The organism is Corynebacterium sp. BD556 (genome assembly GCF_038452275.1).
GTDB classification, from domain to species: Bacteria; Actinomycetota; Actinomycetes; order Mycobacteriales; family Mycobacteriaceae; genus Corynebacterium; species Corynebacterium mayonis.
Window position 1 is genome coordinate 240,273 of record NZ_CP141643.1, and the last position, 19,756, is coordinate 260,028.

At 61.2% G+C, this 19,756-nt stretch carries 18 protein-coding genes and 1 pseudogene; 13 read left to right on the forward strand and 6 right to left on the reverse strand.

The genetic code is table 11. From position 1 onward, the window contains the following. The first annotated feature begins 14 nt into the window (after window positions 1–14). Together metG and VLL26_RS01180 are read left to right on the forward strand one after the other, a co-directional pair. Window positions 15–1,868, forward strand: coding sequence for a methionine--tRNA ligase (metG, locus tag VLL26_RS01175; RefSeq protein WP_342319318.1), 1,854 nt, complete (start codon window positions 15–17; stop codon window positions 1,866–1,868). A 3-nt stretch (window positions 1,869–1,871) separates the two neighbouring features. After that, window positions 1,872–3,044 carry an MFS transporter gene (locus tag VLL26_RS01180; protein WP_342319319.1) on the forward strand — a complete coding sequence of 391 codons (1,173 nt, stop codon included), beginning with the start codon at window positions 1,872–1,874 and terminating at the stop codon, window positions 3,042–3,044. On the opposite strand, the gene VLL26_RS01185 is transcribed toward VLL26_RS01180, so the two are convergent. Continuing rightward, window positions 3,008–3,478 carry a GyrI-like domain-containing protein gene (locus VLL26_RS01185; RefSeq protein WP_342319320.1) on the reverse strand — a complete coding sequence of 157 codons (471 nt, stop codon included), beginning with the start codon at window positions 3,476–3,478 and terminating at the stop codon, window positions 3,008–3,010. The two genes, VLL26_RS01180 and VLL26_RS01185, sit on opposite strands and share 37 nt — an antisense overlap. A gap of 226 nt (window positions 3,479–3,704) precedes the next feature. Between VLL26_RS01185 and VLL26_RS01190 the strand changes: the two genes are divergently transcribed. The 8 genes and pseudogenes from VLL26_RS01190 to VLL26_RS11120 all read left to right on the forward strand — a co-directional run. Next, a complete protein-coding gene (locus tag VLL26_RS01190) occupies window positions 3,705–4,535 on the forward strand; it encodes a TatD family hydrolase (protein WP_342319321.1) in 831 nt (276 codons plus the stop codon). A gap of 174 nt (window positions 4,536–4,709) precedes the next feature. Next, on the forward strand, window positions 4,710–5,828 hold the full coding sequence (locus tag VLL26_RS01195) for a transglycosylase family protein (RefSeq protein WP_342319322.1): 1,119 nt from the start codon (window positions 4,710–4,712) through the stop codon (window positions 5,826–5,828). 23 nt (window positions 5,829–5,851) lie between these two features. Beyond that, a complete protein-coding gene (rsmA, locus tag VLL26_RS01200; RefSeq protein WP_342319323.1) occupies window positions 5,852–6,703 on the forward strand; it encodes a 16S rRNA (adenine(1518)-N(6)/adenine(1519)-N(6))-dimethyltransferase RsmA in 852 nt (283 codons plus the stop codon). Window positions 6,704–6,728: 25 nt separating this feature from the next. Beyond that, a complete protein-coding gene (locus VLL26_RS01205; RefSeq protein WP_342319324.1) occupies window positions 6,729–7,631 on the forward strand; it encodes a 4-(cytidine 5'-diphospho)-2-C-methyl-D-erythritol kinase in 903 nt (300 codons plus the stop codon). A gap of 46 nt (window positions 7,632–7,677) precedes the next feature. Continuing rightward, window positions 7,678–8,340 (forward strand): 3'-5' exonuclease, encoded by a 663-nt coding sequence (locus VLL26_RS01210; protein WP_342319325.1) that lies wholly within the window; start codon window positions 7,678–7,680, stop codon window positions 8,338–8,340. A gap of 28 nt (window positions 8,341–8,368) precedes the next feature. Beyond that, complete coding sequence (locus tag VLL26_RS01215) at window positions 8,369–10,180, forward strand: ABC-F family ATP-binding cassette domain-containing protein (RefSeq protein WP_342319326.1); 1,812 nt, start codon at window positions 8,369–8,371, stop codon at window positions 10,178–10,180. Between the two features lie 178 nt (window positions 10,181–10,358). Next, window positions 10,359–11,618: an NRAMP family divalent metal transporter gene (locus tag VLL26_RS01220; protein WP_425292277.1), complete on the forward strand. Its 1,260-nt coding sequence runs from the start codon at window positions 10,359–10,361 to the stop codon at window positions 11,616–11,618. Between the two features lie 22 nt (window positions 11,619–11,640). After that, window positions 11,641–12,328, forward strand: a pseudogene (locus tag VLL26_RS11120) (D-glutamate cyclase family protein); the annotation flags it as partial. 113 nt (window positions 12,329–12,441) lie between these two features. Here the strand turns inward: VLL26_RS11120 and VLL26_RS01240 are convergent. Genes VLL26_RS01240 through VLL26_RS01255 form a run of 4 tightly spaced genes read right to left on the reverse strand, consistent with a single transcriptional unit; the run spans window position 12,442 to window position 16,727 of the window. Further along, window positions 12,442–12,684, reverse strand: coding sequence for a hypothetical protein (locus VLL26_RS01240; protein ID WP_342319329.1), 243 nt, complete (start codon window positions 12,682–12,684; stop codon window positions 12,442–12,444). 7 nt (window positions 12,685–12,691) lie between these two features. Beyond that, entirely contained in the window at window positions 12,692–14,413 is a 1,722-nt protein-coding gene (locus VLL26_RS01245) for an acetyl/propionyl/methylcrotonyl-CoA carboxylase subunit alpha (RefSeq protein ID WP_342319330.1), read from the reverse strand. An 11-nt stretch (window positions 14,414–14,424) separates the two neighbouring features. Continuing rightward, the gene (locus VLL26_RS01250; RefSeq protein WP_342319331.1) at window positions 14,425–15,975 is read right to left on the reverse strand and encodes a carboxyltransferase domain-containing protein; all 1,551 of its coding nucleotides are present in this window, start codon (window positions 15,973–15,975) and stop codon (window positions 14,425–14,427) included. After that, on the reverse strand, window positions 15,972–16,727 hold the full coding sequence (locus VLL26_RS01255; RefSeq protein ID WP_342320119.1) for a LamB/YcsF family protein: 756 nt from the start codon (window positions 16,725–16,727) through the stop codon (window positions 15,972–15,974). The genes VLL26_RS01250 and VLL26_RS01255 overlap by 4 nt, the downstream gene beginning before the upstream one ends. Before the next feature lie 121 nt (window positions 16,728–16,848). On the opposite strand from VLL26_RS01255, the gene VLL26_RS01260 reads away from it, so the two are divergent. Beyond that, complete coding sequence (locus VLL26_RS01260; RefSeq protein WP_342319332.1) at window positions 16,849–17,172, forward strand: putative quinol monooxygenase; 324 nt, start codon at window positions 16,849–16,851, stop codon at window positions 17,170–17,172. Window positions 17,173–17,178: 6 nt separating this feature from the next. Then, window positions 17,179–18,024 (forward strand): polyphosphate kinase 2, encoded by an 846-nt coding sequence (gene ppk2 / locus VLL26_RS01265; protein ID WP_342319333.1) that lies wholly within the window; start codon window positions 17,179–17,181, stop codon window positions 18,022–18,024. On the opposite strand, the gene VLL26_RS01270 is transcribed toward ppk2, so the two are convergent. Next, the gene (locus VLL26_RS01270; RefSeq protein ID WP_342319334.1) at window positions 18,021–18,599 is read right to left on the reverse strand and encodes a DNA-3-methyladenine glycosylase; all 579 of its coding nucleotides are present in this window, start codon (window positions 18,597–18,599) and stop codon (window positions 18,021–18,023) included. The genes ppk2 and VLL26_RS01270 overlap by 4 nt on opposite strands. A 73-nt stretch (window positions 18,600–18,672) precedes the next feature. Here VLL26_RS01270 and VLL26_RS01275 point away from each other — a divergent pair, with 73 nt between their 5' ends. Then, a complete protein-coding gene (locus VLL26_RS01275; RefSeq protein ID WP_342319335.1) occupies window positions 18,673–19,680 on the forward strand; it encodes a 3-hydroxyisobutyryl-CoA hydrolase in 1,008 nt (335 codons plus the stop codon). The last annotated feature ends 76 nt before the right edge of the window (window positions 19,681–19,756 follow it).

The window sequence follows — 19,756 nt, forward strand, 5'->3', positions numbered from 1 at the left end:
TTATGCTGGAAAGCATGACTTCTCCTGTGACAGCTCAATCGGGGCAGAACATCTTTGTCGGTGTCGCATGGCCGTACGCGAACGGTCCGCGGCACATTGGCCATGTAGCGGGATTCGGTGTGCCTTCCGATGTATTCGCTCGTTACCAGCGCATGGCGGGCAACAATGTCCTCATGGTCTCCGGCACGGACGAGCATGGCACCCCATTGCTTGTCCAGGCTGACAAGGAAGGCGTGTCGGTTAAGGAGCTCGCTGATCGCTACAACCGGCAGATTGTCCATGACTTGGCGGGGCTCGGCCTGTCTTATGACCTGTTTACTCGCACTACTACTCGCAACCATTATGCGGTGGTGCAGGAGCTTTTCAAGGGTTTGTATGACAACGGCTATATGGTTAAGGAGACGACCAAGGGTGCTATTTCGCCGTCGACGGGCCGCACCTTGCCGGACCGCTACATTGAGGGCACTTGCCCGATCTGCGGTGCAAGTGATGCGCGCGGTGATCAGTGTGACACTTGCGGTAATCAGCTTGACCCGGCCGATTTGATCGACCCCGTTTCTAAAATTAATGGGGAGACTCCTGAGTTTGTGGAGACTGAGCATTTCATGCTCGACTTGCCGGCGCTTCACGACGCTTTAAAGGCGTGGCTTGAAACGCGTGAGGATTGGCGTCCGAACGTGTTGCGTTTCTCCCTGAATTTGTTGGAGGACATGCGTCCGCGTGCCATGACTCGCGATATTGATTGGGGTATCCCGATTCCGGTTGAAGGTTGGCAGGACAATCCGTCGAAGAAGCTTTACGTGTGGTTCGACGCGGTGGTCGGTTATTTGTCGGCTTCTATCGAGTGGGCTCAGCGCAGCGGTAATCCGGATGCGTGGAAGGATTTTTGGCAGGATCCGGCCACTCAAAGCTTTTATTTTATGGGCAAGGACAATATCACTTTCCATTCCCAGATTTGGCCTGCTGAGCTTTTGGCTTATTCCGGCAAGGGGGACAGGGGAGGAAGTGGGCACGAGTTGGGTGAGCTGAACTTGCCTACAGAGGTGGTTTCCTCTGAGTTTCTCACCATGTCCGGTTCGAAGTTTTCGTCGTCGAAGGGTGTGGTCATCTACGTCAAGGATTTCCTTGCGCAGTTCGGGCCGGATTCGTTGCGTTACTTTATTGCTGTGGCTGGTCCGGAGAATAATGACACGGATTTCACCTGGGATGAGTTTGTTCGCCGCATCAACAACGAGCTGGCCAACGGTTGGGGTAATTTGGTCAACCGCACGGTGTCTATGGCTCACAAAAATTTTGGGCAGGTCCCGGTGCCGGCGCAGCTTAGTGAAAGTGACGATAGGATCTTAAAGCTTGCGGAAAGGACGTTCGTCACCGCCGGTGAGCACCTGTCGCGTGCGAAGTTTAAGAACGCGATCACGCAGATTATGCATGTGGTGGGCGAAGCCAACGCCTATATTGCGGAGCAGGAGCCGTGGAAGTTGGCTAAGGAGGACTCGCAGCGTGAGCGCTTGGCGACGGTCCTGTGGACCGCCCTGCAGGTGGTGTCCGATTGCAATGCCATGCTGACGCCATTTTTGCCGCACATTGCTCAGCAGGTGCATGAGACTTTGGGTCGCAGCGGTGTGTGGGCGGCGGCGCCGCGCGTCGAGGAGGTCACCGATGATGAGGATTACGATTTGGTTGGGGTGGGCCTGCCGGAGAAGAACCAGAGTTACCCGGTGATTGTGGGTGATTATTCGGCTGAGCAGGCGAGGTGGGGTCGCATTAACATCGCCCCGGGTACACCCCTGGAAAAGCCGCAGCCGCTGGTGGCGAAGCTTGATCCCGAACTGGGTGAGACAGGCCCGGAATGGGCGCCTGTGAATTAAGTTATGCGCCCGCTGTTTTTGTTCCTGGCAGTTTTTTCCGCGGCGATTAACCTGCGTGCCGGGATGGCCTCTGTGGGGCCTGTGCTCGACAGTGTCACGGAGTTTTATGGCGCGCCTGCTTCTTTGGGCGGTATTGTTACTGCCCTGCCGGGCTTGATGTTTTGCGTCGTGGGGCTTACTGCGGTGCCTCTGGCGCGGCGGGTTGGTTTGACCCCCGCTCTGACGGCGGCGGCGGGGGCGTGCACCCTCGGGTTGTGTTTGCGTCCTTTCGCGCCGGAGATGGCTTTGTTTATCCTTGCCACTGTGGGGGCGGCTGGTGGTATTGCTTTGGGCAATGTTTTGCTGCCCTCGTGGATCAAGCAATACGGCGGACGCCATATCGTCTCGTTGACGGCGGTCTACTCCGTGTCGCTGTCAATGTCGGCGGCGTTCGGTCCGTTGAGTGCTTTGATGACGGGGTCGTGGCGGATTGCGCTCGGTGTGTGGGGGATGTTGGCCGCGGTGCAGTTGCTGGTGTGGTGGTGGGCGGTTGCGCAGGTGGGCGTCGATAAGCCTCGCGGCGACGTGGAGGGCGCGGACGTGAAGATTCCGATGTACCGTTCGCGGACTGCGGTTGCGCTGATGTTGTTTTTCGGGCTGCAGTCGATGAATGCCTATATTCAAATGGGTTGGTTGCCGTCGATTTTTTCGGCGCAGGGAGCAAGTCCTGGGCAGGGTGCGCTCGGCTTGGCTGTGATTGGTTTGATTGGTGCCGGCGGTGGTTTGACCTTGCCGACGGTGGTCGCGCGGGCGCGCACGCTAACCCCGCTGGTTGTGGTTTTTGGTCTGCTTTCGGCCACCGGTTACATGGGAATCCTGTTTCTGCCCGGGCACGCCATTTTGTGGAGTGCGGTACTTGGCTTCGGCGGTTGGTGTTTCCCGCTGGCGCTCGCGTTGATTCCGGCGCGTACTCGCAGCGCGTTGACAACGGCGCGGCTTGCTGGTTTTGTCCAGCCTGTCGGTTACGCGTTGGCGGCTGCAGGGCCGCTGGCGGTCGGTGTGGCCTACGACGCTGTGGGCTCTTTTACACCCATTCTGGTGACGCTGAGTGTCCTTGCGCTTGTGATGGGGGCGCTGGGTAGTGTCGCCTCTCGCAACATCTACATCGAAGATGAATTGAGTTCGAGCGAGAGGTAAAGGTCGACCCCGGCGTCGCTGTCGAGGTAGTCCTCGAAGGACAGTGGCCCGGGTGTGTAGCCGGCGTCGCGTGCTTCGTCGAGGAACTTCTCCCAGGAGACCGAGAGTTCTACGTAGGGTCCGGTGTGGCGGGTTTTTAAAAATTCGCCGGCTGCGAAGCGGTGGAGGGCCACTTTTTCGTCGTCGACATCGCCGACTAGCGGCTCGATCATTGGTAGGTCCTCCTCCGCGATGAGGAAGGCGGCGATCATGTCGATGACGTCAGTTGGCTCAGCCAGGGTGAAGGAGCGCTTGGCCTGCGGGCGTGCCCCGATGGAGGAAAGGAACTTCTCCATCATGGGGTAGTAGTGGTCGAAGAAGGCACCGATCTCGTCGAAGTTGAGGGTGTCGCGTGCACCTATCACAATTTGTGGGGGCAGGGAGACTTTTTCCATGCCCGCCCATGCTAGTGATGTGGAGGTTTGGGCTGCTGCCCCGGGGTTGCGGGTCTGTGCTGCGCGTTGGATCGGCTCTGGGGTGGGCAAGGCTTGCGCACAGCGTGGTGGCTTGCTGCCTGCGTTGTGCGGCAAGTGTGGGGGCGGTGTGCTGTGTGTTGACTAGGGGGCTGGGTGCGTTGATGTGCAGTGGTTCTTGTTCTGGTGGGAGGTAGGCTGGGCAGCCATGTCGAAGAAGAAGTCGCGTCCTACCCCTGTTGCCGCCGAGCCGATTCCTGGGCTTGTTGACGCCCACACGCACCTTGCCTCCACAGGTAAGGCTGTCAGTGAGCTTGTTGAGCGTGCCGTTACTGCCGGTGTGGAGCGTCTTTGCACCGTCGGTGACGGGCTTCGGGAGGCGGAGTTGGCACTTCAAGCTGCCCGTGATGACGAGCGGGTTTTCGCGGCGTGCGCCATTCACCCGACGCGGGCGGGTGAGCTTGATGGTGCTGCCCGCGCCCGCTTGCGTGAGATGGCGGCGGATGAGCGGTGTGTGGCGATCGGGGAGACAGGCATTGACACCTACTGGTTGACCCACGCCCCGGATAGTACTGCGCCTCTTGATGTACAGGAGGAGGCGTTGCGTTGGCATATTGATTTGGCGGTGGAGTGCGGCAAAGCGCTGATGATTCATAATCGTGAGGGTGATGAGGAGCTGATGCGCATTTTGGCGGATTCCCCTCCCCCCCGCGAGGTGATGCTGCACTGCTTTTCCTCGCCGGTGGAGGTTGCGCGTGAGGCGATTGAGCGTGGTTATGTGTTGTCTTTTGCGGGCAATGTCACTTTCAAGCGCAATGATGCACTGCGGGAGGCGGCGGCGTTGGCGCCGGTTGGGCAGCTTCTGATTGAAACGGATGCACCTTACATGACGCCGGAGCCTTACCGCGGGGCGCGCAATGAGCCAGCGTTGATTGGTCACACTGCTTTAGCTGTGGCGCAGGCCCGCGGGATGCGGGTGGCGGATCTTGCGGTGGAGGTCAGTGAGACCTTTGATCGGGTCTTCGGCCTCGATAGGTGATGTAGATCACATAGGTGTTTTACCTGTTCGCCGCTAAGAAGTGATGAAGGCGCGCCGGATGGGCTGGGTGGGCCGGGTGTGACGGAAGGTTCGAGCCAAGAACTGGATCTTCATGCGCAATTAGCGTATCTTTGACCCAATCGTAATGAAATCGAAACTTTAGGGGTCCATTACATGGCCGCTCAGCGCATAAACAAGCCCGTTTCCGCCGCCAAGCGCCTTGTTGCCGGCAGTGTCGCGGGTGCTGTGATCGTCGGCGGCGCGGCAACAGCCGCCGCCACGACGAAAAGTGTCACTGTGGAGGTCAATGGCGAGCCCACCTCCGTACGCACCTCCTCTAAGGACGTCGGTTCCGTTCTTGCCGCTGCCGGTGTGGAGCTCGGCGCGCAAGATCTTGTGTATCCGGCGCTAGATGAGACTGTCTCAGGTGGAGAGACGGTGACAGTGCGCACCGCCAAACCAGTTGCGCTCATCGTCGACGGTGTTGAGCAGCAGCTCATCTCGACCGCCTCCACCGTGGCCGACCTGATCGGGGAAAGCGGTGTCGACGCCGCCGCCGCGACGGACGTTGATCCGGATCAGCCGCTGAGCCACGGCATGACCGTCGATGTCACCACTCCGAAGATCGTCTCCATCCACGAAGGTGGCAAGGTTGTCTACACTTCCGCCGCGAAGAAGACGGTCGGGCAGTTGCTTGCTTCCCGCGGCATCACGGTTGACTCGAACGACCGTGTCAACGTGGCGTTGGACGCCCCGGTGCAGCCCAATATGGACATCCGAATCGAGCGCGTCGAGGCAAAAGACGTCCAGCGCACCGAGCTTTTCGACGCCCCCGCGGAATACGTCGACGATCCGGAGCTGGCCAAGGGCACCGAGAAGGTCCTTATCGAGGGTGAGCCGGGCGAGCGCACGATCGTGGAGCGCACGTTGATTGTTGGTGGTCAGCCTGAGTCCACCAGCGTTATCGAGGTGAGAGAGACTCGCCCTGCCCGTCCGGCGAAGATTGCGCGGGGCGTGAACGAACAGGCCGTGCCGGCCGTGGCCAACGGCTCCGTGTGGGATGCCCTCGCAGCCTGCGAATCTGGCGGCAACTGGTCTATCAATACCGGCAACGGCTATCACGGTGGTTTGCAGTTTAATCCTGGCACCTGGGCGGCCTATGGCGGCACCCAGTACGCGCCGACGGCGAATTTGGCCACCCGTGAGCAGCAGATCGCCATTGCCCAGAAAACTCAGGCCGCTCAGGGTTGGGGTGCGTGGCCGGCCTGCACCGCAAAGCTCGGCCTGCGTTAAAGGCGCTGCTAACCTAAAACGTCATGACTGACGTTCGCCTGCTGGGGCCGGCAGAGATCCGCCACCTTGCCGAGGATCTCAACGTGGTGCCCACCAAAAAGCTGGGCCAGAACTTCGTGCATGACCCGAACACGGTGCGGCGCATCGTCGCTGAGGCTAATCTCACGCACAGCGATGTTGTGCTGGAGGTTGGCCCCGGCTTAGGATCGCTCACGCTCGGCTTGCTCGAGGTGGCAAAGCGGGTTGTCGCTTTGGAAATTGATCCCCGGTTGGCGGGCAGGCTCGCGCGCACGATCGAAGATCGCGCAGGTGGGGTTGCAGATCGCCTCACCGTGATCAACAAAGACGCCCTCAAGGTCACTCGCGGAGATGTTGCAGTTGAACCGACCGCGCTTGTGGCCAACTTGCCTTACAACGTCTCCGTGCCCGTTTTGTTGCACCTGCTGGAGGAGTTCGATTCGATCCAGCGGGTGTTGGTGATGGTGCAAAAGGAAGTCGCGGACCGTCTCGCGGCTGATCCGGGCAGCAAGATTTACGGTGTGCCCAGTGTGAAGGCCTCCTTCTATGGTGATGTTTCCTTCGCGGGGCTGATCGGCAAGAATGTTTTTTGGCCGGCGCCCAACATCGAAAGTGGGTTGGTGCGCATCGACGTGACTCGTCCCTTTGGCACCGAGGTGCGTCAGGCGATGTTTCCGCTTGTCGACGCAGCCTTCGCTCAGCGCCGCAAAACTTTGCGCTCTACCTTGGCCAGCCAGTACGGCTCCGCCCAGGCCGCTGAGGAGGCGCTGCGCGCTGTCGGGATCGACCCGGGGCTGAGGGGCGAGAAGCTGTCCGCGGCTGATTTCGCTCGGCTGGGGCAGGCCCGTGGTGCGTGAGTTCTCCGCCACAGCACCGGGCAAGGTGAATCTGCACCTTGGTGTGGGTGACGCGCGTCGGGACGGCTACCACGACCTGCTTACGGTATTCCAGGCGGTGCAGCGCCGGGAGCGGGTGACGTTGAAGGTTGAACGGGGCGGTAGTGGGGGTGTGGTCACCTCTATGTCGACTTCCTTTGCTGTTGCCGAGCCGGAGGAAAACATCAACACTGCCGCTAACTTGGCGTGGCGAGCTGTCGAAGCTGTCGTGGAAGATGCGGGGGTAGACGTCCCGGCGGTGCGAATTCACGTGGACAAGCGGGTTTTTGTCGCCGGGGGAATGGCGGGAGGTTCCGCCGACGCAGCCGCGGCGCTCGTTGCCGCCGCCGAGTTCGTCGCCCACTACGGTGGGGTTGAAGTGGACTTTCATGCCCTTCACCGTCTCGCGGCAGGCCTCGGTGCGGACGTGCCTTTTTGCCTGATGGGGGGAACGGCGCAGGGCACGGGGCGCGGCGATGAGCTTGTAGCGATGATTTCGCGCGGCACCTTCCACTGGGTCTTTGTTAACCCGCGGGTCGGGCTTCCCACGGGGAGAGCCTTTACGCTTCTCGACGATCTGCGCCACAACGACCCGGCCCTTGTCGCCCGCTTGGATACCACCGCGCTATCGCGTGCGCTGCTGAGCGGGGACCCGGAGCAAGTGGCGGGGGCGCTCCACAACGACTTGCAAGCTCCGGCGGTGCGGATGCGCCCGCAACTTCTCGCGGTGCTGGAGGAGGGCTCGCGGGTAGGGTTAGCCGCCATTGTGTCGGGATCTGGGCCCACCGTCGCCGTTTTGTGCCGCGATGGTGAGCACGCGCAGCAGGCAGAAGCGCAGTTGCGCGCGCTTTTCCCAGACTACGAGGCGTTTAGAACCACCGGACCGGCTGAAGGTGCCCGACTGGATTAGCTTTAGTGTTCGATGTGGTGTCCGGTGGTTGTTCTACGGTAAGCGGGTGAGTTTCCAACCAATCAGCATCGTTGGGGCCCTGCGCCACGTTTTAGATGGCATGCCCGTGGTCGATATAGTGCCCGCGCCCTCAAGCGAGGCCAAACGCACAAGCATCTACATTCCCACCCGTGCGGCTTTAAGCCGCAGCTTCGTCGCCGTCGATTTCGAAACCGCGAACCGTGTTGGCGGGGCGTCGGCATGCCAAGTGGCGCTGGTGAAGGTGCGCAGTGGGGTGGTTGTTGACCAGTTGCTTACCTACCTGCGCCCGCCGGAAGAACACATTCGCTTCGAGTTTTCGCACATCCACGGCATTTATCGGGGCGATGTCGAAGAAGCGCCGAGCTGGTTCGACATCGCAGACGAGGTATATGAATTTGTTGGGGACCTCCCAGTGTGGGCACACAACGCGACTTTTGATGCCGCAGTGTGGCGGGGGTTAGACCGCTACTATTCCACCGGTACTTTTCCGCGGGAGTTTTATTGCTCGTGCCGCACCGCACGCAGGCTTTTGCCTCAGCTTGAAAATCATCGCCTGCCCACCGTGGTGGCCTATTGCGCTCCGGGTTTTAGGCTCAACCACCATCAGGCGGATTCGGATGCTTTGGCTTGCGCGCACATTGTCACGATGTTTCAGCGCAGCTCTACCCTTAACGCGCTGCTCGATTGAGGCAACCGGGGCATAAGATAGGACTCCTATGGCTAACTTGATCAATCTCGAAAACGTCTCGAAGACATGGGGGCTTAAGACGCTTCTCGACGGTGTCTCGCTCGGCGTTCAATCCGGCGAGCGCATCGGAATCGTCGGCGTCAACGGCGGCGGCAAAACGACGCTTCTGGAGGTGCTCACCGGCGTCGAAAAGCCGGACGCTGGGCGCGTCTCCCACAACTCGAACTTGCGGATGGCGGTCGTGACCCAACGCTTCGACCTCGACGACACCTTGACGGTAGGGCAGGCCGTCGTCGAGCCGCTCGGTTTGCAGACCTTCGAGTGGGCGTCGAATGCAAAAGTGCGTGAGGTGCTCAAAGGCACGGGTGTGCATGAGTTGGGGCTAGACACGGCGGTGGGGAAACTCTCCGGTGGCGAGCGCCGCCGCGTCAACCTTGCGGCCGCGCTCGTCCAGGACCTGGACTTGGTTGTTTTAGACGAGCCAACCAACCACCTAGACGTCGAGGGCGTGCAGTGGCTCGCCGATCACCTCACCGCGCGCCGGGTAGCGGTAGTTGTGGTCACCCACGACCGTTGGTTCCTCGACACCGTAGCCACTTTGACCTGGGAAGTCCACGACGGCCAGGTTGACGTCTACGAAGGTGGCTACAACGACTGGACCTTTGCCCGCGCGGAGCGGGCCCGTCAGGCCGATGCGATAGAGCAGCGCAGGCAAAATCTCGCCCGCAAAGAGCTCGCCTGGCTGCGCCGCGGTGCGCCGGCGCGTACCTCCAAGCCGCGCTACCGCATTGAGGCGGCGGAGGCTCTCATCGCCGATGTCGCAGCGCCCCGCGACAAGGTGGAGCTGATGTCTTTTTCCCGTCAGCGTCAGGGCAAAGTCGTCGTCGAGCTGGAGGATGCGCGCATTGAGGCGCCCGACGGGCGGCTGCTAGTGGATCATCTGACGTGGCGTCTCGCGCCGGGTGAGCGCATTGGCATCGTCGGCGTCAACGGCTCGGGCAAGACAACACTTCTCCGCACCTTGGCGGGTGAGTATCCTCTCGCGGCGGGAAAGCGCATCCAGGGACAGACAGCCAGGGTAGGTTGGCTGCGCCAGGAACTTGATGATCTTGACCCCACGCGGCGTCTCATCGACGCCGTGGAGGACGTGGCCACCTATGTACACATGGGGAAGGGGGAGATGTCAGCCTCTCAGCTCGCTGAGCGCCTTGGGTTTGCGCCGCAGCGTCAACGCACTCCGGTCGGTGACCTCTCCGGTGGCGAGCGTCGCCGACTGCAGCTCACGCGGGTGCTCATGGGGGAGCCGAACCTTCTGCTTCTCGACGAACCCACCAACGACCTCGACATTGACACCCTGCAGGAGCTTGAGGATCTGCTGGACAATTGGCCCGGTACCCTCGTGGTGATTTCCCACGACCGTTACCTCATCGAGCGCATCTGCGATTCCACCTACGCGCTGTTCGGGGATGGCAAACTCACCCACCTGCCCGGCGGAATCGGCCAGTACATTGAGCAGCGCGCACTCATGGAGGGAGATATTGCGCCGCTGGATGTGGGGGGCAATAGCGCGGGAGAGAAGCAGGCCGCGGCCAAGCGTTCGGGCTTGAGTTCGCAAAAGGAGCGCGAGTTGCGCAAGAAGTTGAAGGCGGTGGAGCGCAACATGTCGCGGGCGGGGCAACGCGCACAGCAGTTGGAGGAGGAGATCGCCGCAATGTCTGCTGTAGACGCCCCGGATTTTGAGGCAATCGGGGAGAAGACCCGCGAGATGAACGCTGCCCGCGAGGAATGTGGGGAACTGGAGGCGCACTGGCTCGAATTGGCGGAGGAGATAGAAGGATAGTTGGTATACCCCCGTTGCCGGGGCTGAGACGGCCAGTAGACCTACGTGGCGTACTCGAGTGCCCGGCAGATTGTTGCACAATCCCGGGGGTGGTGGGGCAAGCGGTGCAGGGTGTGGCACATCCCATGATTTAGTATTTCTCGCGTCACACTTCTTCGAACATGAAAGGGGCGTCACAGTGAATACCTCGAACCCGCCTGAAAACGGTTCGTCTGCGGTAGCCACCGAGGCTCCCGCCACACCTGCGCCCGCCGCCGCCCGCGGCATCGGCCCGGCGCTCGGCGCCGTGTTTTTGATGGCAACCTCATCTATCGGACCAGGCTTTCTCACCCAGACCTCCGTCTTTACCGTCAAGTTGGGCGCCGCGCTGGCTTTCGCCATCTTGCTGTCCGTCCTCGTCGACATCGCCATCCAAATGAATGTCTGGCGGGTCCTCGGTGTATCCGGTCTACGCGCCAACGAGCTTGGTAACCGTCTTGTCCCTGGCCTCGGCTGGTTGCTGGCAGCTCTCGTGTTCATCGGCGGATTGATTTTCAACATCGGCAACATTGCCGGCACCGGTCTGGGAATTAACGCCATGTTTGGCATCGACCCAAAAGTCGGCGGTGCGGTTTCTGCGGCCATCGCCATCTTCATCTTTTTGTCCAAACGCGCTGGTGTCGCCCTGGATCGCATCGTGGTCGCACTTGGCGCCATCATGATCTTGCTCATGCTCTACGTTGCGGTGGTCTCCCAGCCTCCGGTGGGTGAGGCTTTGAAGCAGACGGTCTTGCCAGAAAAGGTTGACTTTCTTGTCGTGACCACCTTGATTGGTGGCACCGTTGGCGGCTACATCACCTTCGCCGGTGTGCACCGCTTGATTGACTCCGGAAACGCCGGAATTGACAACCTGAAGTCGATCACGCAGTCCTCGATTCTGGGTATCGTCGTCACCGGCATCATGCGCATGCTGCTGTTTCTGGCGGTGCTGGGGGTTGTTTCTACGGGTGTCGCCCTGTCAGAAAATAACACGGCGGCAGATGCCTTCTACCACGCAGCAGGTGAGTTCGGAATGCGTGCTTTCGGCCTTGTCTTGTGGGCGGCGGGGCTGTCCTCGGTCATTGGCGCGTCCTACACCTCCATTTCTTTCGTCACCACGCAGAACACTCCTGCGCGGACCCGGAATATCCTCACTGTTGTCTTCGTCGCTGTGTGTGCGGCTTTGTTTCTCATCCTGGGTAAGGCGCCGCAGACCTTGCTGATTTTCGCGGGTGCTTTCAACGGTTTGATTTTGCCGATCGGCTTCGCTGTTGTCATGTACGCCGCGTGGCGGCGCCGCGATGTGCTCCACGGCTACAAATACCCCGTGTGGCTGCTGCTGATCGGTGTTGTGGTTCTGGCGCTGACTGTCTACATGGGTGTGCGTTCCTTGGAGGGCCTCGCCGCGTTGTGGGCGTAGCTTGAAGGTCTAGGCCCGCTCGTTGTTTCGCACGCAGAATGTGCGGTCGACGGCGGGCTTTTCGCTTGGCTATGCCCAGGCCAACGTGATCGCGTTGGACAAAAAGTACGCCTTTGATTTTTTCGCTCAGCGCAACCCGAAGCCGGGCGCTGTTTTTGGTGTGCTTGGGGGCCGGGAAAGACCAGCTCGAATTTGCGCGCCGGCGGCGATTTTCTAACCGACATCCCCGCTTAACGTATTGTTCGCGAAGGCAAAGTGGTTGCTGTAACCACGGATGCGACCCCGGATTGGACGAAGGACACCGTTGCTTTTCTCACGGCTGTTCTTTCGCCTTCGAAAGGTCGCTTATCGACGCCGCCGTGCCCGTCGCCCACATCGAACAAGGCCGCAACGTAGCCATGTATCTCGATGGTCGTGTCCATGCGTCCCATCCCAGCCTCCCCGGTCTTTGATGCAGTGCGGATCACCTCCCGTTACCCGGCGGTCCACGGTGCGCATGGGTGACCCGCAGGCGAGCGGAATTGCGAACCTGAGCACTCCCGACCTTCGGCGAAGCCGTTGACGTGCCCGAAGGGTGGATTCCAGAGTTGTGGGCCTATGGTGTGACTCCGCAGTCGGTAGTGATGAACTCGAAGCCGGACCTGGCGATCGGCCACTTTCCAGGCAAGATGCACAGCGCGAACGTGCGCGACAGTGAGTACCAAATCCCTCAGGCAAGAAGTGCGCTGAGACGCCACGAGGAAGTTTTGTGGACTGTAGGGCGCGGACAACGATCTGTGACTTTTGCAGTGTGAGAAGGAGGTCGCGTGCGCCTGACAGCTCGTCAACCTGCGTGAAGGTGGCTAGCAGTTGTTTGCGGCAGCAGGTGGGCAGCCCGAGCCTTCTCGACGCTGACAGGTAGCTCAGCGGGGCAGATGTCTTTGACAATGAGGGCGCCGTGTGCGATGGTGGCGCGGGCTCGGTGGACGTCGTCAAGCGGGCGCGGCGAGGAAGTGGCAAGCACGACCCCGCGCGAAATCGACCGGCGGAGCTGGCCGGCCGCAGTCTGAGCCAGCTTGACACACAAGAAACTTTCAGGAAATGGTGGCAATCCTCGCGTTCGCCGCGACACGCTCGCCCGGCTCAGCAGCCAAAGAAATCTGGCCATCGCACGGGGCTTTAATGACCGACTCCATCTTCATCGCTTCGATGGTGACAATGGCATCGCCTGCGGAGACGACGTCACCGTCGGACACTAACCACTCGACGATGGTCGCCTCGTACGTGCTGCTAACCGCGCCGGATTTAGCACCTTCTGCCGATTCAGTGGCCTGCTGCGCTGGCCCGCTGGCGCCCAAAAAGGCGGAGGGGAAACCAATGGTGTGCAGCTTGCCGTCAATTTCTATCACAACGCTGGTGCGCTCATCGTAGATGTGCTCGATCCCCACAGTCTCGTGCGCGGCCGACGGCGAGTAGTGGTGATCCACCCAGTCGGTGTAAAGATCAAGGGTTTCGCCGTTGAGTTCCGGCGCTTCAACCATGTCTCGGTGAAACGGCAGCACCGAGCGAACACCCTCAATGAGGAACTCCTGAAGGGCCGAGCGGGAGCGGTTGAGGGCAGTGTCGCGGTCCGGGCCCCACACGATGAGCTTGCCCATGAGCGAGTCGTAGTAGGCGGGGATGGTTGAGCCGCAGCGCACGCCCGTGTCCACGCGGATGCCCGGGCCGGTCGGCACCTCAAAGCGGGTAATCGTGCCGGGAGAGGGAGCGAAACCGTTGGTGACGTCCTCAGCGTTGATCCGAAACTCGAAAGCATGGCCGTTGATCTGCGGGTCGCGACCAGCAAAGGACAACCGCTCGCCAGCGGCGACGCGGAACTGCTCAGCGATAATATCTACGCCGGTGACTGCCTCAGTGACGGGGTGTTCCACCTGAACCCGCGTGTTGACCTCCAAGAAGGACACGGTGCCGTCCGCGGAGACAATAAACTCCACGGTGCCTGCCGAGACGTAGCCGACCTTCTTGCATATCTCTCGGGCGCCCTCCTCGATGCTGCGGCGTTGCTCCTCGGTGAGGAAGGGGGCTGGGGCTTCCTCGATCAGTTTTTGAAAGCGGCGCTGCGTGGAACAGTCACGTGTACCCAAAACGGCGACGTTGCCGTGGGAATCGGCCACAACCTGTGCCTCGACGTGGCGTGGGTGAGTGAGGAATTTCTCCACGTAGCACTCGCCGCGCCCGAAGGCTTCGCGGGCCTCGCGGCTGGCCGAGTTGAAGCTGTCTTCGATGTCATCTTCATCGAAGACGACTTTCAGTCCGCGCCCGCCGCCGCCGAAGGCAGCCTTGATAGCGATCGGCAAGCCGTGCTCATCTGCGAAGTCGCGGGCCTCCTCCCAGGTCGCTAGGGGTGCGGAGGTGCCGGGGGCAAGCGGGGCGCCGACCTCGACGGCGACAGCGCGGGCGGAGAGCTTGTCGCCCAGCAGTTCGATCGACTCAGGCGAAGGCCCGATCCAGGTCAAACCAGCTTCTTGTACGGTGCGGGCAAAGTCCGCGTTTTCTGAAAGGAAACCGTAACCCGGGTGGAGGCAGTCCGCGCCGGCACGGTGCGCGACTGCGATGAGGGCGGCAACGTTCATGTAGGTCTCGGCGGAAGTCTTGCCGGGCAGCAGGTAGGCCTCGTCGGCGATCTGGGTGTGCAGCGCGCCGGTGTCCGGTTCGGAGTACACGGCAATAGAGCGAATACCGAGGTCGCGGGCGGTGCGGGCAATGCGCACGGCGATCTCTCCACGGTTGGCGATCAAAACGGTTGTAACAGTCACGGAGACATTCCTTAGAGGGCGTAGAGCTCGAAGCGGATCTTAGCGCCGGGTGGGAGTTGGGCGGCGATGTCAACATCTTCGTTGATCACCGTCGCAATAACGGGGTAGCCGCCGGTGACGGCGTGGTCACGGAGAAACACAACCGGCTGGCCGGACGGCGGGATCTGCACAGAGCCAGCCACCATCCCCTCGGAGGCAAGCTCGCCGGGGCGGCTGCGCTCAAGCGGCTCGCCGCCTTGCAGCCGCAGGCCGACCCGGTTGGATTCCGCGGTCACGGTGTAGGTGGCAGACAAAAAGCGCGCGACGGTTTCTGGGCTAAACCAGTCGTCGCGGGGTCCCAGCACGCAGCGCACCACACCGACGGTGCCTGTGTCATCACGCTCGACGCGCAGCGGGTTAGTCAACAGCGCGTTCGCCGACTGCGGTTTCGCCAAAGACATCGAGACTGTCTCGCCGGCGGTGATCGGGTTGGGCCCCAGACCAGATAGTAAGTCCGTGGCAGCGGAGCCCAGTTCCGTCTCAGCGATCAACCCGCCGCGCACGGCGAGATAGCTGCGCATGCCCACAGTCGGCGCGCCGATGACTACTTCGGCGCCACAGGGCACGATAACCGGCGTGGCCAAAGGCGCGGGGCGCCCTGCCACGGTCACGGTTGTCAACGCGCCGGTGATGCACACAACCGTTTCGGCAAGGGCGGTCAGGGTCATGCCACCTATGTTCTCCAACAATGTGGCGTTGCGTTTATTGCCCACCGCGGCGTTGGCGGTGGCAGCGGCGGCACGGTCGGCAAAGCCGGAGGTAGACACGCCCAGGTTGCCGTTGCCTTGGCGGCCCAAGTCCTGATAGAGCGTTTGCAAGCCGGGGTCGTCGACGGTGAAAACCGGGCGGCGCGGCGGCCGCTGCAGGTGAAAGTGGCTGGGGGAGTGGTTTTCAACAAGCTTATCGACGGCTAAGTAGCGCACCCTGTCCCCAGGAGAAACAAGGGCAGGAGGGGTGGCTTGCGAATCCCACATCGGGGTTCGGGTGGTGCCAATGAGCTGCCAACCTCCCGGGGAGGTGCGGGGGTAGACGGCGGAGAAGTCACCTGCCAATGCCACGGCACCAGCAGGTACCTCTGTGCGCGGGTTGGTGCGGCGCGGAATGTCGCGGGCGTATGCGCAGTCTTTCGGCACACAGTAGGTAAAGCCGGGGGCGAAGCCACCGAAAGCGGCGACCCACGTGGTAGAGGTGTGCCAGTCGATGAGCTCCGCGCGGGAAAGACCGAGGGAAGCGGCTAAGTCAGCGAGGTCGGCGCCGTTGTAAAGCACCTCAATTTCGATATCGCGCGGTTGCGTACGCTGGGCGTGGGCGGGAGAGAAAGCGGCAAGTTTTTCGGCGGCTGTCGTCGCCGCGACGGGAGAATCGAAGGTAAGAAGGACCGTGCGCGCCGCGGCGATGCAGTCGGTTTGGTGCTCCAGTGGCGCGCCATGAAGCGCAGCGTGCCAATCCATCACCGTGTCGAGGTCAGGCAAGTCGACGATCAGTGCGCGTGTACCGACCCTTTTGATGACGGGATGGCTCACAAAAAGCTCCTGATCTCGATGCCTTCGGCGCCAAGACGCTCGACGATGCTGCGGGTCAGCTCCACAGAGCCGGGGGAATCACCATGCACGCAAACGGATTCGGCGTTGACTTTCAGTGTGGTGCCGTCAATGGCGGTAACAGAGCCGGAGGTGGCGACCTGCACCACACGCGCAGCAACCTCGGCTGGGTCATGCATAACGGCGTGGGGTTCGCGGCGCGGCACGAGCGTGCCGTCCGGGTTGTATCCGCGGTCGGCGAAGGCTTCGCGGATTACGCGCAAACCGGCCCTTTCTGCAATGTCAACGGCGACGCTGCCCGGCAGAAGCATGACGGGAAGCTCACCGCTGAAAGCCTTGATGGCGTCAACTACGGCGCGCGCGTGTGCGGCGTGGGTGACGATGGTGTTATACAGCGCGCCGTGCGGTTTGACGTAGCTGACCTTAGTTCCGCGGGCGCGGGCAAGAGCATCAAGAGCGCCGATCTGGTAGAGGATTTCGTCGGCAAGTTCGCCCGGGGTGTAGTCGACGAAGCGGCGCCCGAAGGCGACAGGGTCGTGGTAAGCCGGGTGCGCCCCGACGACGACGTTGGCTGTGGCGGCGTCGGCAAGCGTGCGGGAAATGGAATGCGGATCGCCAGCGTGAAAACCCGTGGCAACGTTGGCACTAGAGACCATGGTTAGCATCGCGGCATCGTCTGCGACGGGGTTGCCGGCGGTGGATTCGCCGAGGTCGGCATTGAGATCAATGGTCATGCTCACAGTTACATACCTCTCATCCGCGCAACTCCGCAGTGACATTTCCCAGCCACATACATCTGAGCCTATATTTATACCGCCCGAGCCTGCCGATACACAGCCGGGTAGCGTAGAAACCATGATCCTGATCAACGTTAAGTTCACGCCGAAGGCCGAGCACGTGGAGAACTTCCGCACACTTGTCGACGCCTTCACTCAGGCGACCCGCGCCGAGGAAGGCTGCCTGTTTTTCGAATGGTTCCGCAGCACCGACAACCCAGCCGAATACATCCTCGTCGAAGGTTTCAACGACGACGCCGCCGAAGCACACGTCAACTCCGAGCACTTCAAGCAAGCCACTGAAATGTTCCCCACGATCCTGCAAAAGACCCCCGAGATCATCAACACCCTCATCGAAGGTAAAACCGAGTGGGACGAGATGGCCGAATTTAAGGTGGACTAACCGACAATGAGCGAGAAAGAACCCGTGAAACTGGCCAAAAAAGCCTACGAAGATGAGCTACGGCGCCTGCAAGCAGAGCTAGTTGAAATGCAGCAGTGGGTCGTTGAAACTGGGGCGCGCCTAGTCATCGTCATGGAAGGCCGTGACGCCGCCGGCAAAGGATCGGCCATTAAGCGCATCACCCAATACCTCAACCCGCGCACCTGCCGAATTGAGGCGCTACCGGCGCCGACCGAGCGGGAGAAAACCCAGTGGTACTTCCAGCGCTACATTGAACGCCTCCCGGCGGCGGGCGAGATCGTGATTTTCGACCGCTCCTGGTACAACCGCGCCGGAGTCGAGCGCGTCATGGGTTTTTGCACCTCCCAGGAGTACCGTCGCTTCTTGCACCAGGCACCAATTTTCGAACGACTCCTCGTCGAGGATGGCATCATGCTGCGCAAATACTGGTTCTCGGTGTCTGACGAGGAGCAGTACCGCCGCTTCGAGTCGCGCCGCCAAGACCCGCTGCGCCGCTGGAAGCTCTCCCCCATGGACCTTGAGTCCATCACCCGCTGGGAAGAATACTCGCGGGCCAAAGACGAGATGTTCGTGCATACCGACATCCCCTCCGCGCCCTGGTACACGGTGGAAAGCGAGGATAAGAAACGTTCGCGAATCAACGTCATCTCGCACCTTTTGTCCACCGTGCCCTACGAGCACATCGAGCAAGACCTGCCTTCCATTCCGAAGCGACCCAGCGGCGAGAGTTACCAACGCCCACCGCGCGCGGAGTTCAACTACGTTCCCGACGCCGCAGCCAAGCTCGAAAACGGCAAGCAGAAAAGCAAGAAGAAAAGCAAAAAAGGCTAAAGGTGACGCCGTGTCGGTCGTCCCCTCGGAGTGGAAACTGACTTCTCGCCGGGTATCCAAAACCGCAGCGGCACAGCGGTGTTTTTGCTGATGCCGATGCGCGGGCCTGCTACCCATTCCGGCTCCGCCTCCCGCACAGTGAGGTTGACGGGGGCGCCGTTGTCCTGGAGAGTCAGCCCGAGGGCCTGACCTACGTTGCCTGGGCCGCGCGCGAGGTTGTGGAAGTCGATCGGTGCCCGGTCCGGACGTTGGCGGCGCTTCCTCGCCACCTTCTCGCCCGTGAGCACCTCGCCGCCGCGCAAAAGGCAGCCCTGCCCCTCGCCTTCAGGTGCGCAGACAATGTTGCTGTTGTAATGGATGCCGTAGGAGACGTACACGTAGAACCGCCCCGGCGGGCCGAACATGGCCGCATTGCGGGCGGTCTTGCCGTTATAGGTGTGGCTTGCCGGGTCGTCTACACCCAGGTAGGCCTCCACCTCGGTGATGCGCAGGCTCACCCCGCCGTGGGTGAGCACACAGCCGAGCAGCTGCGGGGCAACGACATTCGCAGGCTGGGTGAAATCGATGGTTCTCATGACCGCCTTTCGAACCTTTCCACTTCAAAATAAACCGGTGAAAACCCGTGTGTGGTGTGCAACACTGGGCGGTATGAACGAGTCCATGGAAAAACCAGTGAAAACCACGGTAATTAACACAACTGGGGTGATCACCCTCGACCGGCCTAAAGCGTTGAACTCGCTGAACAACGAGATGGTCACCATTATTTCCGAGGCGCTAGAAAAGTGGCGCGACGACGAGGGCGTCGAGCAAGTGGTGATCCGCTCCTCCGGAAAGCATTTCTGCGCCGGCGGAGATGTACGCGAGGCCCGCGACGGAATCCTCAACGGCCGCGCGGGGGACGTCGACAGGTTCTTCGCCGAGGAATACGAACTCAACCTCACTATCGCCAACTACCCCAAGCCCTACATCGCCCTAGTCAGCGGCGTGGACATGGGCGGCGGGCTAGGGGTATCCGCGCACGGCACTCACATGGTCGTCACCGAGGACGCTTTTGCCTCCATGCCGGAGATGAACATTGGCTACATCACTGATGTTGGCATGAGCTGGCGCCTGCAACACTTGCCGAAGCACCCCACTCAAGGGCTGGGTACCTTTTTGGCGCTCACCGGCTACCGGCTCACCGCCGACGACATGCTCGAAACTGGCCTGGCAACACACAAGGTTGAAAGCCTCGACGGTCTCGCTGAGCGCATCGCACAGGAAGGACTAGACGTGTTGGACGAGATTGCGCTTGCGCCGGGCACATCCGATCTGGCTCGCTGGTTCGACGACGCGGACGAGGCATTCCTCGGCTCGTGGGCGCAAATCCGCAAGAACCTGGAGAACTACCCCGAGCTGCGCGATCTCACAAAGAAGCTGACGGAGAAAGCTTCGCCCTCGGCACTGGTTGCGGCAGCGGAGCTCATGGAGGCCAACGCCTCGGGAGAACTCGCGCAAGCCTTGGAAAATGAACGCATTTTGGGCGCGGTAGTGTGCCGCGAACCGGACTTTGCGGAGGGGGTACGAGCAGTGCTGGTGGACAAGACCCACGACGCCTCCTTCACCCCCGAACCACACCCCGCCAAATACCGGGAAGTTCTGAGCCGCCCCCGATAATTGGGCTAAGATGGGGCTGATTGCGCACCTTTTGGGCGCACATTTCCGAGAAGATCGCACAAGCTAAAAGGACGAC

Coding starts and splice junctions, on each gene's coding strand:
- metG (WP_342319318.1), top strand. CDS start 15: ATGACTTCTCCTGTGACAGCTCAATCGGGGCAGAACATCTTTGTCGGT.
- VLL26_RS01180 (WP_342319319.1), top strand. CDS start 1,872: ATGCGCCCGCTGTTTTTGTTCCTGGCAGTTTTTTCCGCGGCGATTAAC.
- VLL26_RS01185 (WP_342319320.1), bottom strand. CDS start 3,478: ATGGAAAAAGTCTCCCTGCCCCCACAAATTGTGATAGGTGCACGCGAC.
- VLL26_RS01190 (WP_342319321.1), top strand. CDS start 3,705: ATGTCGAAGAAGAAGTCGCGTCCTACCCCTGTTGCCGCCGAGCCGATT.
- VLL26_RS01195 (WP_342319322.1), top strand. CDS start 4,710: ATGGCCGCTCAGCGCATAAACAAGCCCGTTTCCGCCGCCAAGCGCCTT.
- rsmA (WP_342319323.1), top strand. CDS start 5,852: ATGACTGACGTTCGCCTGCTGGGGCCGGCAGAGATCCGCCACCTTGCC.
- VLL26_RS01215 (WP_342319326.1), top strand. CDS start 8,369: ATGGCTAACTTGATCAATCTCGAAAACGTCTCGAAGACATGGGGGCTT.
- VLL26_RS01255 (WP_342320119.1), bottom strand. CDS start 16,727: ATGACCATTGATCTCAATGCCGACCTCGGCGAATCCACCGCCGGCAAC.
- VLL26_RS01260 (WP_342319332.1), top strand. CDS start 16,849: ATGATCCTGATCAACGTTAAGTTCACGCCGAAGGCCGAGCACGTGGAG.
- ppk2 (WP_342319333.1), top strand. CDS start 17,179: ATGAGCGAGAAAGAACCCGTGAAACTGGCCAAAAAAGCCTACGAAGAT.
- VLL26_RS01270 (WP_342319334.1), bottom strand. CDS start 18,599: ATGAGAACCATCGATTTCACCCAGCCTGCGAATGTCGTTGCCCCGCAG.
- VLL26_RS01275 (WP_342319335.1), top strand. CDS start 18,673: ATGAACGAGTCCATGGAAAAACCAGTGAAAACCACGGTAATTAACACA.